Genomic DNA, 15,447 nt, shown 5'->3' on the forward strand with positions numbered 1-15,447 from the left:
CATAGCGCAAGGATGCGCATATCCGCCACGCTTGGCAATGGTCTTATGGTTTATATGCTGCGATTGAAACTGTAGATCAAATAATGCGGCGCGAGATGCAACCGACAGTATATGTATTGCATGTCGCATCGACGGCTGTTGCGATATGCGATCGTTCCCCCGTCAGTCCAGGTCGATCAAAGTCGCGGTGAAGGTCTCGAACGACTTTGCGCCGCTGACCATGCCCTCCATGACGCGCGTCGGGCCGATCCGATCTTTCAGCCAGCATTCCCCCTTGCGCTTCACGAAGGTGAAGGCAACGCATTCCTGGGTGTCGACGCAGGCCAGGCGGCACTCCTGGGGCGATGCGGCGGGGTGGGGCCGGCGTGACAGGTCGCCGCCGGGCAGGTCGATATTTTCGGCAATGCCGCCTTTGGGATCGATGATGCCAAGGGACAGCGCCGCGGGGGCCGGGTCCGCCGGGCGCAGCAATTCGCCCGACAGCGCGACGGCATTGCCATCCGCCGTACCGCGCCTTGCCTTGAGGAAGCAATTCGGGCCGCGGATCACGCGGTCGTCGGTGTTGTAGGTGAAGGCCCGGCATTGGCCGGCTTGGGACAGGCATGCGGATGCACAGCCCGCCGCATCGGCGACGCGCAGGGATGAAAGATCCTCGCCGAAGAAGTCGAGGCCCGCATAGAGCGCCAGCCGGTCCGGGCGCCGGGCGAAGGACTCGATGGCCGAAAGGCGCGTCTGCGCCTCATTCGCAAGGGCCGGGCTCTGCGCTTCGACTGTTGCGACGGGCGTCTCCAGCGGACTGGAAGGCGGAGCGGTGGGCGCCTGCGGTTGGACCGTGACCTCTGCCTGTGGGATGGAATCGCCCTGCCGTCGGTTGATGCCGAAGCGGGCGATTTCCGAGGCCGTGAAGACATGCATGTCGTCCGGCGGCGTGCGGAACATCAGGGTGAAGACATCCATCGACGTGCCGAAGCGGTTCAGGACGTCCAGGACGTCCGATATCGAGAGCTGTGCGCTGACCGCGTCATTCGCCTCGTTCCAGACCTGGTGAACGCCCAATTCCCCGTCGGCCTGGCGTTCCACGCCGGCAAGAAAGATGAAGGAACAGGCCGAGTAGCAGCGCGACCCATCGGGGATGAGCGTCGACAGGCGCCGCGTGAAGACATCGTCCGCGATGAGAAGGCCCGACGAGACGATCCCGCCGCCGCTGTTCAGAACGACCAGTTCGGCCTTCGGGGCGAAATTGAGCGCGCGCCGGAAGTTCAATGCATCCGCCACGCCGATATCGCCATCGAGGCGGATCACCTCCATCCGCTCCGTATCGACGGAAAAGGGGCCGAAGCTGCGCGTTTCGGCCCAGGCCGGGACGGCTGATAGAGAGAGGACGGACAGGACGGCCGCCAGAAGAATGTTGGAGAGGAACCGACGCACGAAACTTGCCCCGAGCTTGCGATGGTGACAGCAAGCCACAGATGGCGTGCCGACGACAAGCGGCTTATCCGAATGGGGTACGTCGCCGATCGTGCCGGCGGGGAGGCCGCTGTGGGGCGCGACATCTCCTCAATCATCGGTGCGGCGGGCCAGTTTACCCAGCCGCTCTTTCACGATCCGATGCCGGATCTTTCGATCAGGCCAAGAGATATTGAAAATGATTTATATCAGAAGTTGACAGCTTCTCGATGTGCCGTTCGGATATGGGCTATGTAAATCGGCTTCCAGACCTTGATGTGCCTGGCCAGAAGCTCCTTTAGTTCTTCCGGCCGCCCAGATTCTATCAAATCGACGATCTCGTAATGCTCGCTGATGGACAGGATTTGTTGCCGTTGGCCTTCCGGACTCGTCAGTCCATACAACCTCATCCGGTCCTTCAAATCCGTAATATAATTCAGAAGCATGAAATTGTTCGAACCGATCGCAATCTGGCGGTGAAATTCCCTGTCGGCTTCGATGTAGGTTCGGTAGTCGTTCGACTTGGCCGATACTTCGATCATACCGGCAAGTTCACGCAGTTTGACCGTGTCGATCGGGCCGCGATCCATGGCGAGCCCTGCCGATTCGACCTCAAGCAAGACGCGCATTTCGAAGATCTGCGAGATTTCGTCCGGAGAGGGCTCCAGGACCTCGAAGCCGCGATTGCGGTGTGGCCGAAGCAGGCCGGCACGCGATAGTTCCAGAAGTGCTTCGCGAACGGGCGTGGTGGAGATGTTCAAGCTTGTTGCCTGGCCGGGCACGGAGATCATGGATTTTGCAGGCATCTGCCCGGAAATGATCTCCGCACGCAGCCACCGCACAACCCTTTCGCGCAAATTTTCAGTCATGCTGCCCTCATTTTGAGCATGCTCTTATAGACGACAACCCAGCACTTGACACCGCTAAAATCCTCACCGATTGTGTAGCGCATTACAGTAAAGCGCTACTCGTCGAAAGGACGGGCATTCATGCTAAAGCCCGGCTTTTGCACCCTATGTCGATCCAGATGCGGCACGTTGAACGAGGTCGTCGGCGATTGTTTGGTCAGCGTTCGCCCCAACCCGGACCATCCCACCGGAAAGGCGATGTGCGCCAAAGGGCGGGCTGCTCCCGAACTCGTCGACAGCCCGCATCGTCAGTTCCATCCGCTGCGACGGACCGCGCCAAAGGGAGCGGCCGATCCGCTCTGGGAGCGCATTTCGTGGGAGGAGGCACTTTCGGAAATCGCCGATCGGCTGGTGACGTTTCGAGAAGAGACGGGCGCGGAGTCCGTTGCTTTCGCGGTGACGACGCCGAGCGGTACGCCGCTCTCGGACAGCATCGACTGGATCGAGCGGTTCATCCGTCATTACGGCAGCCCCAACACCTGCTACGCGACGGAAATATGCAACTGGCACAAGGATTTCGCCCACGCATTCACCTTCGGCTGCGGGATCCCTCCGGCCGATTACGAGAGTGCCGACGTCATCGTTCTGTGGGGGCATAACCCGACAAATACCTGGCTGGCGCAAGCCGATGCCATTGCGAGGGGACGGCGCAGGGGCGCCAAGCTCATCGTCGTCGACCCGCGACCGACGGCCCTGGCGAAGGAGGCGGACGTCTGGCTGCAGGTTCAGCCCGGCACGGATGGTGCGCTCGCGCTCGCGCTCATCCGGCAGATCATCGAGATCGGCGCATGGGACGAAGCCTTCACGCGGGCGTGGACGAACGCTCCTTTGCTCGTGCGACAGGATAACGGTCAGTTCCTTCGAAGCGAGGATGTCTTCGCGGATCAAACGGATGGGAAGGACTACGTCGTCTGGAACAGGGCGACGGGAGCCGCCGAGCCATACGACCCGGACGCCCATGACAACACACTGCGCTCATCGAGCTGGGCGCTGGAGGGCGCGATCGAGCTTCCGCTTCGGAGCGGCGCAGCAAAGGATGCCGGAACGGTCCTTTGCACGCCGGCTTTCTCGCATCTGAAAGAGGCGGCCGACCCTTACACCATCGCTCACGCCTGCCGGATCACCGGCGTCGATCCGCAAGCCTTGCAGGCGGCGGGCCGCCTTCTGACGGCGGATCGGCGGATCGCCTATCACAGCTGGACGGGGGTCGGTCAGCATACGAACGCCACACAGACCGAGCGTTCCATCGCGGCACTCTACGCGCTTACGGGAAGCTTCGACCGGGTCGGAGCGAACCGCGTTCGCCGTGGCCCGCCGGTTCGCGCCGTCAATGCGCTCGATCGCCTGCCCGAAATCCGCGGCAGGGCGCTCGGATATGCCGAGCGCCCTATCGGTCCGGCTGCGAACGGCTGGGTGACGGCACATGATCTGTACCGCGCGATCACGGAAGGCGAGCCATACAAGATCCGGGCGCTCTTCGCCTTCGGAACAAACCCTCTCGTCAGCCAGGGAGACCCCGAGAAGGGTCGTGAGGCCCTGTGCGCTTTGGAGTTCCACGTCCATTGCGATCTATTCCTCACGCCCTCGGCCAGCCACGCCGACATCTTCCTTCCCATCAACACGCCATGGGAACGGGAAGGGCTGCGCGTCGGGTTCGAGATCAATGACGCGGCAGCGTCGCTCGTCCAACTGCGGCAACGCTTCGTATCGCCCCGCGGGGAAGCGCGATCCGACAATGACATCGTGTTCGATCTCGCCTGCCGGATCGGGCTGGGGGATGTCTTTTTCGGGGGCAGCCTCGAGGCGGGTTGGAACCATATCCTCGAGCCGGCAGGGCTTACGGTGGCCCGCCTGCGCGACGAGCCGGCGGGCATCGCGTGCGAGATCGACTGCCGCGAACGGAAATACGCCCTCGATCATCACGACGGTTCGGGCCGGCTTCGGGGCTTCGACACGCAGACGCGGCGGATCGAACTCTACTCGGAACTGCTCCACCGCCATGGGCAGCCCGCAGTTCCGACCTTCATCCCGATAACGGAGCACAGGGCGGAGGGACCGCGCGACTTTCCGCTGACGCTGAGTTCCGCCAAGAACGGCTTCTATTGCCACAGCCAGCATCGCTCGCTGGTTTCGCTGCGCAGGAAGGCCCCGGATCCCATCGCCGAGATCGGCCCGGGCCTTGCGACGGCGAAGGGCATTCGGGATGGCGACTGGGTCCAGCTTTCGACCCGTTCGGGCAGTGCCCGCTTCGTCGCGCGCATAACGCCGCGCCTGCGGGACGACGTCGTCGTTGCCGAGTTCGGCTGGTGGCAGGCATGCGAAGAACTCGACCGTCCGGAACTCGACGCCGTCGGTCCCTGGACGAGCAACTTCAACCGGCTCGTCACGACGATCGACCAAGACCCGGTGAGCGGATCGGTCCTTCAGCGCGCACTCCGGTGTGACATCGCCCTCGATCCGCGAACCGAAGAGCGGCAAAGAGGCTGGCCCGGCCATCGGAGGCTTCGCATTGCCCGGCTGCGCAGGGAAGCAGAGGGGGTAACCGCTGTCGAACTCGAGACGATAGATGGCTCCTACCTGCCGGACTACCGCCCCGGGCAGCATATCCAGCTCAGCCTTCCATTCCCCGACGGCCCCGTATCCCGCGCCTACTCGCTGACGGGCCCTGCCGCGATGCGGCGGCGCACCGGCTATGAGATCGCCGTGCGTCACCAGAAGGGGGTCGGAGCGGACGGGGCCACGTTCGAGGGGCTGGTATCGAGCCATGTGAACATGCGGTGGCGGGTCGGCGATATGGTCGATGTCAGTGCCCCGCGCGGCAGCTTCGTGATCCCCAGAGACCACCGCCAACCCATCGTTCTCCTGGCAGGGGGAATCGGCATCACACCCTTCATCAGTCTTCTGGAAAGCCTGCAGGACGGGTGTCTCAACGAGATATGGCTGTTCTACGCCAATCTCAACAGCAGAACACACGCCTTCCGGACCGCCATAGAGCACCATCAGGCGCGCCTGCCCGGCCTGCGGGTTCAAAACCATTACGATGCCCCCCTCCAATCGGACAGGCTCGGCGTCGATTACGACAGCGGAACGCGCGTCAGCGCAGACGTCGTGTCGGACGAGCTCCTGGAACGGCGCCCGCGCTTCTACATGTGCGGGCCGCCGGCAATGATGGACGCGTTCGCGGACGGACTGACCCGTCGCGGTACGCCGAAGTTCGACATTTTCCGCGAGGTGTTCCGCTCTCCGTCCCCCCTTCCGAAGGACGATGGGAGGACCTTCTCGGTGCGTTTCGCCAACTCGTCGGACGCGGCGGCGACGTGGTCTCCCAAGGACGGAACGCTGCTTTCCTTCGCGGAGTCGCTCGGGATGACGCTGCCGAGCGGCTGCCGGGTCGGCCAGTGCGAGAGCTGCGTGGTTCGGATCGCCTCGGGGCGGGTCCGTCATCTGCACGGACATGAACCGGAAGACCCGAAGGACTGCCTGACGTGCCAGGCAGTTCCGACCGAAAATCTCGTCATCGAGGCCTGAAGGTCGGCCCGATTTCAAACGTCACACGATCATCGATGCGATGTCTTAAGGAGAAGAGGGGAAGTACAATGTCCACACAAGGCACCACACTGGGAAAGGATGCGGCTCACCCGCCTGAGATGAGCGACGGGGTGCTTGCGCGGCTCGGGCTTCGCTTCGCCGCCTGGGCGGAGAAATGGTTTCCGGACGCATTCGTGTTCGCCGCCATTGCCGTGATCGTGGTTGCGGTCGCGGCGGTCGCCCACGGCCTTCCGGTCCGAAGTGCCGTCAAGGCTTTCGGCGACGGTTATTGGACGCTCATCACCTTCACCCTGCAACAGGCGGTGGTGGCCATCGGCGGTTACATCATCGCCAGTTCGCCCCCGGCCTCCCGCCTGATCGCCCGGATTGCCCGCATTCCGCGCACGGGCCGCGGGGCGGTGGCCTATATTGCGCTCATCTCGATGATCCTGTCGCTCTTCAACTGGGCGATCAGCCTCATCTTTGCCGGGCTTCTCGCCAGGGCCATCGCGCAGCGCTCGGACATTCGGATGGACTATCGCGCCGCCGGCGCCGCCGCCTATCTCTGCATGGGTGCGACCTGGGCCATGGGTCTCAGCTCCTCGGCCGCGCAGCTCCAGGCCAATCCGGCCAGCATGCCGCCCGCCCTCCTGGAGATCACGGGTGTCATCCCGTTCACCCAGACCATTTTCCTGTGGCAGTCGATCGCGCTGACGCTCGTCCTGATCGTGATGTCGACCATCATCGCCTACTACTCGGCGCCCTCCGAAGCGGCGGCCAAGACGGCGCAGGATCTCGGGGTCGATGTGCGCACAGTCGTGGAAGCGCTGCCGAAGCGCGAGCAGCCGGGGGAGTGGCTGGAATACAGCCCCGTCATCACGCTGTTGATCTGCGCCCTGGGTCTCGGCTGGCTCTTCCTCGAGTTCTCATCGCAAAACCCGCTCCTCGCGATCTCGAAGCTCAATACCTACAACTTCCTGCTGATCATCGTTGGAATGCTGCTGCACTGGACGCCCCGCAGCTTTCTCAACGCCGCGGCCAAGGCCGTGCCGACGATCACCGGAATCATCATCCAGTTTCCGCTCTACGGCTCCATCGCCGCCCTGATGACCGCGGCCGCCGTCGGCGGCGCGTCGCTGTCGGACAGTTTGGCCCACCTCTTCGTCAGCTTCACCAATTCCGACACGTTCCCGGTGGTGATGGGCGTGTATTCGGCGGTTCTGGGCTTCTTCATCCCGTCCGGCGGCGGCAAGTGGCTGCTCGAGGCGCCGTATGTGATGCAGGCGGCCAACGATCTCCAGGTGCATCTCGGCTGGGCCGTGCAGGTCTACAACGCAGCCGAGGCCTTGCCCAACCTCATTAACCCGTTCTGGATGCTTCCCTTGCTGGGAATTCTGGGCATCAAGGCACGTGCGATCGTCGGCTTCACGGCGCTGCAGCTGGTGATACATACGCCGGTGGTTCTGTTCCTGCTCTGGGCGTTCTCCGAAACGTTGACCTACATACCGCCGGTCTTTCCTTGAGCGATCGACACATCGTGGACGGCGGCCTTGCCGGGCCGCCGTCCACACGCCGTCAACAGCAACCATGATCAGCCGTCAGGAACGCAATGAACCATCTGCCGGACAGCACCATCCCGGACCTACTGGCCAAGGCCGATCGCGAACCGCTCAGCGTTGCAGAGGCCGTCGAACTGGCGGAAGCTATTCTTTCGTCGAACGGATGCTCTGCGGACGTTGCGGCGATCCTTTCGCGCAACTGCGTCGCGGCGGAACGGGACGGGACGTTCAGCCATGGCCTCTTCCGGATTGCAGGATATGTGCGCACGCTGCGCAGCGGTTGGGTCGACGGGCGGGCCGTTCCCGTCGTGGAGGCGGCCGGGCCGGCTCTTGTTCGTGCGGATGCCTGCAACGGCTTCTCGCAGGTTGCCCTGGACGCCGCCACACCGCTGCTTCTCGAACAGGCGCGGGCAGGGGTGGCGGTGCTCGCACTGCGCAACTCGCATCATTTCGGGGCTCTCGCGCTCGATGTCGAGCCCTTCGCCGAACAGGGGTTGATCGCGCTCAGCGTCGTCAACTCGATGCGGCAGGTCGCTCCCTTCGGAGCAACGACGCCGATCTTCGGCACCAACCCCATCGCCTTCGCCGCGCCGCGCCGTGGGCGCGCGCCTTTCGTCTTCGATCTCGCCACCTCGACCATGTCGAACGGCGACGTCCAGCTTGCGGCCCGCGAGGGGCGTACACTCGATGAACCGGCCGGGATCGACCGGCAGGGTGCTGCGACAGTGGACCCGCGCGCAATTCTGGACAGTGGCGCCCTCGTTCCGTTTGGACGGCACAAGGGGGCGTCCATCTCTCTCATGGTGGAGATTCTGTGCGCCGCGTTCGTGGGCGGGCAATTCTCCCACGAAGTCGATTTTACCGGTTTTCCGGGAGCGGAGATCCCCAAGACCGGCCAGACGCTGATCCTCCTGAACCCTCAGGCAGGGCGCGGTCCTGAAGCGGACTTCGTGTCACGGATCGAGGCGCTGTTCGAATGCATGGAGGATGCGGGCGTGGATCGGCTTCCGGGGGAGCGAAGACTGGCCGCCCGCGACCGGGCGGCGCGGGACGGCCTGCGGATCGCCGCCGAACATGTGCAGGCGATGCGATCCTGCTTGGACGTTTGAAACGGTGCAGATGGATAGGGCTCAGCCGGCCCGGCGAACCAGATCCACGACGCGTTGGCTGGAGCATACCCAGAAGATCTCGGCGTCGCTCTTGCCGTGCAACACGCACAGATGCCCCATCGAACTGTCGAGGTAGGTGCAATCGCCGGCGCGCAGGACGACCGGTGCGTAAAGTTCGGTGTGAAGCTCGATTTCACCGCTGAGCACGAGCAGCACCTCTTCCCCCGGATGCCGGACGAAATTCTTGACCTCCCAGGTCTCGTTGGCCTTGACGCGCGCCTTCAGCGGTATCATCGCCTTGGCCACCAGGTCGGTACACAGCATTTCATAGCGATAGGCCGCGTTCTCGAAAATCTGGCCTTCGCCCTTGCGGGTGATCGAACGTCTCCCCTTTTCTCCCTCAATGTCCGTCTGGGAAAAGAGCGCGTCGATGTTGACGCCCAACCCCTCGGAAATCCGGACGATCGTCTCGTAGGTGGGGGACAGGCGGTTGTTCTCGATCTTGGATAAGGCGCTCGCCGACACGCCGGCCTGCGATGCCAGATCCCGCAGTGTCAGGGATCGTGACATGCGCAGGGACCGAACGCGTGACCCGAGGTCGAATTCGTTTGCCCGCTCCCTGGTGACTGTCAATCTTCGTCGTCCGTCCTGGCGCAAGGGCGTCGGCCAATGGCCGCGCCTCTGGTGGCATTAAAGCGGGGGGAGCCCGTTATCGAGCGCCCCAGGTGTCCGTCAGCCGATATCCGCCGGGCCAAGGGTCGCTCGGATCGAGCATATGCTGGTGAATGCCGGTAATCCAACCCCGCCCCGAGATTTCCGGCTGAATGGCAGGCCGGTCGCCGACCTGCGTCAAGCCAAGAATGCGGCCGGAGAAGGTGGAGCCGATGAGCGACTGGCAGGTGAGCGTGTCGCCGAGTGTCATCTCGCCGCGAGCATGAAGCACAGCCATGCGTGCCGACAGGGCGGTGCCGGTCGGTGAGCGGTCCACCTTGCCGGGACGGATCGCGACGGCCGAGCGCGCGGTGAGGCCCGCGCCCCTCCGCTCGACGGGTCCGGCAAAGAGGCAGAACGAGAAATGCGTCCAGTCCGCGTCACCGGGGTGTCGGAAGCCAAGGGCCGCATCTGCCGCATTGGTGACGCGCACGCCCAGGCGCGCGATCTCGTGCGCCTCGTCCGGCACGAGGGCGAAGCCGAGCGCTGCGGCGTCGACGATCACGAAGCTGTCGCCGCCATAGGCCGTGTCCACGGTGATCGTGCCGAGCCCTTCCACCTCGAGCGGAACGCCGAGCCTGTCGGCGAAGCTCGGCAGGTTCTCAACGAAGATGCGCTCCGCCTTGCCCGCACGGCACTCGGCGCGCACCTTCACCAGGCCGCCGGGTGCCTCCAGTATCATCTCGGTGATCGGTTCGCGCATCGGCAGGATACCGGCGTCGAGAAGCACGGTGGAAACGCAGATCGAGTTCGAACCCGACATGGGAGGCGTATCTTCGGGCTCCATGATGATGAATGCGGCCTGGGCCGAGGGGTGGCGCGGCGGCACCAGAAGATTGACGTGCCGGAAGACGCCGCCGCGCGGCTCGTTCAGCATGAAATTGCGCAAGGTGCCATCGCGCGCGATCCAACGGCTCTGCTCCCAGACCGTGTCGCCGGGCGGCGGCGCAACGCCGCCGACGATGACGTCGCCGACCTCTCCTTCGGCATGCGCCGAGATCACATGAATCGTCTTCGAGCTACGCATTGCCGTCTCCGATGGGTTTCAGCCAGGGCGGCAGGCGCGGCGGCGCATGCCCTGTCGTCAGCGCCTCGACGCAATCGTCGAGCGTGCCCAGGCGCACCGTGCAGCCGGACAGGCCGGGCCCGTAATGGGCGTATTTGCCCGACGTGGTCAGCACTGTCTTTGCACCGACCGGGAACACCGGGCGCGTGATGGAGCACCAGCAGAGATCCGTGATCAGATCGATCCCGGCTGCGGCCAGGCGGGCACGCGTGCCGTCCGCAGCGGCCGCGGCTGCCACGTGCCGCCCGGCCGTGACGATCGCCGCCATATGCGCAAGGCGGGACCGCCCCGCCATCGCCTCGGCCAGGGCGCGGCATTCATCGAGGGATGCGTGCGGGCTGCCGACCGCGACCAGCTCGACGGCGGAGGGGCCGTCGTTCAGCTCCTTCCATGCCCGGGCAAGGTCGGCGCGGGTGACGGTCGATACCGGCGCGTCCGGTAGAGCGCAGCCTGCCGCTTCTGGCGTGATCCCCTCCACATGCAGCATGGGGGCCGATGAGGTCGTGCCGAAGGCCGCGCACATCGCCTTCAGGTCATCCCGGGTCGGGCGCGCCTTTGCAAGCCCACGCAGCAGGGGGATACGGTCCCCGGCAATCGTGCCGGCGAGGTGGCCGAGGAGCGGCCATACCGCGGCCCCGGCCTGGTCGGCAAGCTCGACATCGACCACGAGACTGGCCCGCCGCCCGCAATCCAGGAAAGGGCCACACAGGGGCGCCCGGCCGGTGACGGCGATGCACAGGTCCAGGAAGTCCGCATGCTTGGCGGTCCGGGCTCCCAGAACGCTGTTGGCGAATATCACGGCGTTGGATTCCGACCAGCCGATTGCCTCGCCCTCGCTCGGCGCATTGTCGAGATGATAGGGCGCGCAGGTGAAAGTGGGCGCGCACCCCATGCGCACATAGGCATCGGCCAACCGCGACGCCGGGTCGCCGAACGTCGCCGGTACGCCCTGGCGCTCCCAGTTGACCCGGTCCACGGAAATGGCGTTCATCGTTGTGGGCACCCGCGTCCTGGCGCCCATGCCTTCCATGGTTTCGGCGAACAGAAGGTTGGCCGGACCGGCATAGATACAGCCGTCGATATGGGCGCGCGACACGTCTGTCAGCCGGGCAGCACCCTGCTGGCGCGCCATCTCGACCAGGATCCGCATGGCCAGCGCCGCGCCGTCCCCCATCTCCCCAGCCAGCATCCTCTCATCCGTGGGAGAAAGCTCCACCACGGTCTGGGATGCCTCAGCCACGGCGATCGCCAGACCACCCCCCTGGACAACTCCATCGTCGATCCGGACCGTCCCGGCGCGGGACAGGCTGTGATAGGCAGCAGGAGACAGGCGAAGGACCGGAATGGTCCGCCCGAACATCCGCGCCGCGACCAAGGCGCCGAGGGTTGCGACATCCTCCGGTTCCAAAATCAGGAGCGCGGCGGGTGCGTGTCCAGCCAGCGCCAGTTCCACGAGAACCCCGGAGCCGGAGCATGAGCCTCGGCTCGTGCGCATCATCAGGACCTTGCCCGCCACCGACGCTCCGTGCTGTGGATGATGCACGTCGATGATGCGCCCCGATCGGGGATCGATGCCGCCCCAGAAGCTGATCGGCTCAGCCAGGGCCAGGACCGGCCCCTGGGCCGAGCCGCTGATCACTGGTAAGGCAGACAGGGCGACAGTCACGCGGCGTGGCTCATCTTCAGCATGTGAGTGTGGTGAACTGAAGGGGGGTCATCGGGCGCTGACGCCTGCGCCCGATGCAGCCTCGTAGACCATTCTGGCGGCCACGATGTCGGCGAGCGCCGACCCGACGGCCTTGAAATAGGTAATCTCCTCGCGGTTCGTCCTGCCGGGGTTTTTGCCCGCGGCCAGATCGGCCAACGTGGCGCGAACGTGCGATCGGCCGATGATCCCGGCTGCGAGCGGCTGCGTCAGATCGCCGGACTCTATCAGAGCTTCGAGCGTATCGATGAAGACGCTCGACATGACGACCGCATCATCATCAGCTTCCCGCATGCGCGGCGTAAAGCCGCCGATCAGGTCGATATGCGTGCCGGGACGAACCCAGGCGCCTTTCACGAGCGGTTCCGTTGCCAGCGTCGCGGCCGTCACGATATCCGCCGTCGATACGGCCGTTTCCAGGTCGGACACGACCTCCGCCTTCATGCCACTGCTTCGCAGAGTCTCGACAAACCGATCTGCCCGCGCCGCGTCGATATCCCAGACCAGAACGCGCTCGATGGGGCGGACCGCGCGATAGGCTTGGGGAAGCAGGCTCGCCACCCGGCCCGACCCGATGACAAGAAGCGTTTTAGAATCCTCGCGGGACAGGTATCTTGCAGCGAGGGCGGATGTCGCAACGGTTCTTCTGGCGGTGATGACGTTCCCGTCCAGCAAGGCCAGTTGCGCGCCCGATACGCCATCGTACAGGATGTAAGTGGATGTCAGGCCCGGTAATCCGCGCGCGGTGTTTCCGGGCACGACCATGACGATTTTCACACCCAGATAACTCGGATCGTCCCGGCTGTGGGACCATGCGGGCATCAGGAGGAGCGTTGCATCCGGTTCATTGTTCCTGTCGATCGTATGATGGTGTCGAATGGGGGAAACGCATCCCGTGCGAAAGCCCTGGTTCAAAGCGTCGATCAAACCGTCAAACGGCAACAGCGCCCGGGTCATCTCTGCGTCGAGTATCTTCATGATGGCCAGGCCTGCCTTACGCTGAGTGCATTATAGGAAACATGTTTCCTATAATGCATCAAGCCAGCCGCAGCAAGTCGTGGTCAAAACGCCTGGCGCAAGTCCGGCATGTTTTCTTATCCTCAGGAGGCACGGCGAATGCGCCCCTATCGCGACTGCATCATCGGTTTCGATTCGGCCTGGACGGACAAGCCGGGCGCCCCCGGGGCGATCTGCGCCATCCTGGTGGACCGACGCGGCGCCCGCCATTTCGTCACGCCGCGCATGGCGACCTTCCGGCAGGCGCTCGCCTTCATCGACGAGACGGGCGCACAGGCGGAGCGATGCCTTGTCGCGCTGGACCAGCCGACCATCGTGCCCAACGCATCGGGGATGCGGCCTGCCGAGCGCGTCGCGGCGTCTCTCGTGTCCTGGCTCGGTGGCGGCGTGCAGCCGGCGAACCGGGGCAAGCTCGGCATGTTCGACGATGCCGCGCCGCTCTGGCCCTTCCTGAAGGCGCTCGATGCGGTGGAGGATCCGGAAGGCGCGCGCCGGGCCAGGTCCGGCCGCTTCCTCATTGAGGTCTTTCCAGCTCTGGCGGTGGCTTCGCTCGAGGCCGGCTTTCTCGGCCGGCGCCTTGGCCCGCGCTACAACCCGGCGCGCCGCAAGACATTCCGCATGGATGACTGGACGCGGCTTGTCGCGGCACTGGCCACCTATGGCGCGCGCGACGGGATCGACGGGCTGGCCGGCTTTGTCGCGGAACTCGCCACCCCGTCCGCACCGCGCAAGGCGGATCAGGACCGGCTCGATGCCGCCCTCTGTGCGATCATCGGGCTGGAGTGGCTTCTCGGCCCGCGGGAGCGTTCGATCATGATCGGCGATCTTGCCTCCGGATACATCGTCGCCCCGGCCGCACCGCAAGCGCGCCAGCGCCTGGAAGAGGCGGCGGCGCGCTACGGGGTGCCGGTGGACGGCCGGCCGGCCAGGCCCGCCTCAACCGCCTAGGTTCAGCAGCGCCGTGGCGATGCCGAAATAGACGAGCACTCCTGCGGCATCGGTGATCGAGGTGACGAGCGGCGCCGACGCGGTGGCAGGGTCCAGCCTGAAGCGCTGCAGAAGGAAGGGCAGGGTCATGCCGACCAGGCTGCCGATCATCACGATGAGCGTCATGGCCAGTGCCACCACCAGCGCAACCTCCGCCCCGCCGCGCACGGCACCCAGGACAGATACCGCCACGGCCATGGTGAGCCCGAGGCTCACGGCGACGACGATCTCGCGACTCAGCATGCGGCCGAAATCGGAGAAGCGGACATCCCCCGTGGCCAGTGCCCGGACCATGAGCGTCGCCGATTGCGACCCCGCATTGCCGCCGGATCCGATCAGCAGTGGCAGGAAGAAGACCAGCACGACATAGGCCGAGATCGTGTCCTCGAAATAGGCGATGCCGAGGCCCGACAGGATATTGCCGAAGACGAGCAGGATCAGCCAGGTGATCCGCGCCCGGTACAGCATGCCGATGCCGGCTTCGCGCAGGCTGGCGGACAGATTCGGTACGGTGCCGACACGGTGGAAATCCTCCGTGGCTTCCTCTTCCACCACATCCATCGCATCGTCCTGCGTGACGATGCCGACGAGGCGGCCCATCTCGTCGATGACGGGCAGCGCGATGAGATCGTAGCGGGCGATCTGACGGGCCGCCTCTTCCCGTGGGGCGGTCGCGGGAACGCTCACGACGAAACCATGCATCAGCCGGGCGATGGGCATTTGGGGCATGGCCAGGACCAGATCGCGCAGCTCGACCGTGCCGATGGGCCGGGCCTGCGCGTCCACGACGCAGACCTCGTAGATGGTTTCGGAACCCGGCGCCTGCATCCGCAGCGCGTCCAGGGCCTGCCCGGCCGTCAGATCCGGCGCCAGCACGGCATAGTCCGATGTCATGATGGAGCCGGCCGTGCCTTCCGCATAGGCGGCGAGGCGGTTCAGATCCTCCCGCTCGGCCTCGGCAAGCGCCGGCAGGAGATGGGCCTGTTCGTCTCGCTCAAGGGCTTTGAAGAGATCGGTCCGCTCGTCATGCGACATGGCCGAGACGATCGCGGCCAAAGCGCCGCGCTCCATCAGCCCGGCCATGGCCGTCTGCTGCCGGGCATCGAGATAGCCGAACACCCTGGCCTGCCGCTCCTGGGCGATGGCACGCAGGCTGCGCACCGCATCGGCCGGCGTCAGGAGGTTGAGCGTCTGGGCGATATCAGCATCGTGCGAGCGGGCGACCACGGCATCAAGAGCCGCATTGCGGCCATCGGCCAGCCAATCGGCCAGGGCCCGTTCGAGGGTCAGGGTGCCGGCGTCCAGGGTGCCGGTGGTCTGGTGGATCGTGTGCTTGGTCATTGTGCGTCTTCTCCATCCGCGCGCGGCGCGAACGGAGAAGCCGCCGGAGATCAGGCCGGAAGGCTCCTTC

Annotated in this window: 11 protein-coding genes; 4 read left to right on the forward strand and 7 right to left on the reverse strand. The window is 65.0% G+C overall.

Annotated features, from left to right (window positions below):
* Positions 1-162: 162 nt before the first annotated feature.
* Positions 163-1,428 carry a PAN domain-containing protein gene (locus tag AUL30_RS19230; protein ID WP_244490722.1) on the reverse strand — a complete coding sequence of 422 codons (1,266 nt, stop codon included), beginning with the start codon at positions 1,426-1,428 and terminating at the stop codon, positions 163-165.
* A gap of 227 nt (positions 1,429-1,655) precedes the next feature.
* Positions 1,656-2,315: a GntR family transcriptional regulator gene (locus AUL30_RS06030; protein ID WP_083507704.1), complete on the reverse strand. Its 660-nt coding sequence runs from the start codon at positions 2,313-2,315 to the stop codon at positions 1,656-1,658.
* Positions 2,316-2,435: 120 nt separating this feature from the next.
* On the opposite strand from AUL30_RS06030, the gene AUL30_RS06035 reads away from it, so the two are divergent.
* The 3 genes from AUL30_RS06035 to AUL30_RS06045 all read left to right on the forward strand — a co-directional run bounded on the left by AUL30_RS06035 (position 2,436) and on the right by AUL30_RS06045 (position 8,550).
* Complete coding sequence (locus AUL30_RS06035) at positions 2,436-5,882, forward strand: molybdopterin-dependent oxidoreductase (protein ID WP_062226964.1); 3,447 nt, start codon at positions 2,436-2,438, stop codon at positions 5,880-5,882.
* A gap of 68 nt (positions 5,883-5,950) precedes the next feature.
* A complete protein-coding gene (locus tag AUL30_RS06040) occupies positions 5,951-7,405 on the forward strand; it encodes a short-chain fatty acid transporter (protein ID WP_062226965.1) in 1,455 nt (484 codons plus the stop codon).
* An 86-nt stretch (positions 7,406-7,491) separates the two neighbouring features.
* Positions 7,492-8,550, forward strand: a complete 1,059-nt coding sequence (locus AUL30_RS06045; RefSeq protein ID WP_062226966.1) for an Ldh family oxidoreductase — start codon at positions 7,492-7,494, stop codon at positions 8,548-8,550.
* Positions 8,551-8,571: 21 nt separating this feature from the next.
* On the opposite strand, the gene AUL30_RS06050 is transcribed toward AUL30_RS06045, so the two are convergent.
* Genes AUL30_RS06050 through lhpI (AUL30_RS06065) form a run of 4 tightly spaced genes read right to left on the reverse strand, consistent with a single transcriptional unit; the run spans position 8,572 to position 13,010 of the window.
* The gene (locus AUL30_RS06050; RefSeq protein WP_306302730.1) at positions 8,572-9,207 is read right to left on the reverse strand and encodes a helix-turn-helix domain-containing protein; all 636 of its coding nucleotides are present in this window, start codon (positions 9,205-9,207) and stop codon (positions 8,572-8,574) included.
* 52 nt (positions 9,208-9,259) lie between these two features.
* Positions 9,260-10,288, reverse strand: coding sequence for a trans-3-hydroxy-L-proline dehydratase (locus tag AUL30_RS06055; RefSeq protein ID WP_062226968.1), 1,029 nt, complete (start codon positions 10,286-10,288; stop codon positions 9,260-9,262).
* Entirely contained in the window at positions 10,281-11,993 is a 1,713-nt protein-coding gene (lhpI, locus tag AUL30_RS06060) for a cis-3-hydroxy-L-proline dehydratase (RefSeq protein WP_062226969.1), read from the reverse strand. Before lhpI (AUL30_RS06060) ends, AUL30_RS06055 begins: the two co-directional genes overlap by 8 nt.
* 48 nt (positions 11,994-12,041) lie before the next feature.
* Positions 12,042-13,010: a bifunctional Delta(1)-pyrroline-2-carboxylate/Delta(1)-piperideine-2-carboxylate reductase gene (lhpI, locus tag AUL30_RS06065; protein WP_062226970.1), complete on the reverse strand. Its 969-nt coding sequence runs from the start codon at positions 13,008-13,010 to the stop codon at positions 12,042-12,044.
* Positions 13,011-13,148: 138 nt separating this feature from the next.
* On the opposite strand from lhpI (AUL30_RS06065), the gene AUL30_RS06070 reads away from it, so the two are divergent.
* On the forward strand, positions 13,149-13,997 hold the full coding sequence (locus AUL30_RS06070) for a DUF429 domain-containing protein (RefSeq protein WP_062226971.1): 849 nt from the start codon (positions 13,149-13,151) through the stop codon (positions 13,995-13,997).
* On the opposite strand, the gene mgtE is transcribed toward AUL30_RS06070, so the two are convergent.
* A complete protein-coding gene (gene mgtE / locus AUL30_RS06075; RefSeq protein WP_083507706.1) occupies positions 13,986-15,377 on the reverse strand; it encodes a magnesium transporter in 1,392 nt (463 codons plus the stop codon). The genes AUL30_RS06070 and mgtE overlap by 12 nt on opposite strands.
* Positions 15,378-15,447 lie beyond the last annotated feature (70 nt).

This window comes from Aureimonas frigidaquae (assembly GCF_001463905.1).
GTDB classification, from domain to species: Bacteria; Pseudomonadota; Alphaproteobacteria; order Rhizobiales; family Rhizobiaceae; genus Aureimonas; species Aureimonas frigidaquae.

Coding starts and splice junctions, on each gene's coding strand:
- AUL30_RS06030 (WP_083507704.1), bottom strand. CDS start 2,315: ATGACTGAAAATTTGCGCGAAAGGGTTGTGCGGTGGCTGCGTGCGGAG.
- AUL30_RS06035 (WP_062226964.1), top strand. CDS start 2,436: ATGCTAAAGCCCGGCTTTTGCACCCTATGTCGATCCAGATGCGGCACG.
- AUL30_RS06040 (WP_062226965.1), top strand. CDS start 5,951: ATGTCCACACAAGGCACCACACTGGGAAAGGATGCGGCTCACCCGCCT.
- AUL30_RS06045 (WP_062226966.1), top strand. CDS start 7,492: ATGAACCATCTGCCGGACAGCACCATCCCGGACCTACTGGCCAAGGCC.
- AUL30_RS06055 (WP_062226968.1), bottom strand. CDS start 10,288: ATGCGTAGCTCGAAGACGATTCATGTGATCTCGGCGCATGCCGAAGGA.
- lhpI (WP_062226970.1), bottom strand. CDS start 13,010: ATGAAGATACTCGACGCAGAGATGACCCGGGCGCTGTTGCCGTTTGAC.
- AUL30_RS06070 (WP_062226971.1), top strand. CDS start 13,149: ATGCGCCCCTATCGCGACTGCATCATCGGTTTCGATTCGGCCTGGACG.
- mgtE (WP_083507706.1), bottom strand. CDS start 15,377: ATGACCAAGCACACGATCCACCAGACCACCGGCACCCTGGACGCCGGC.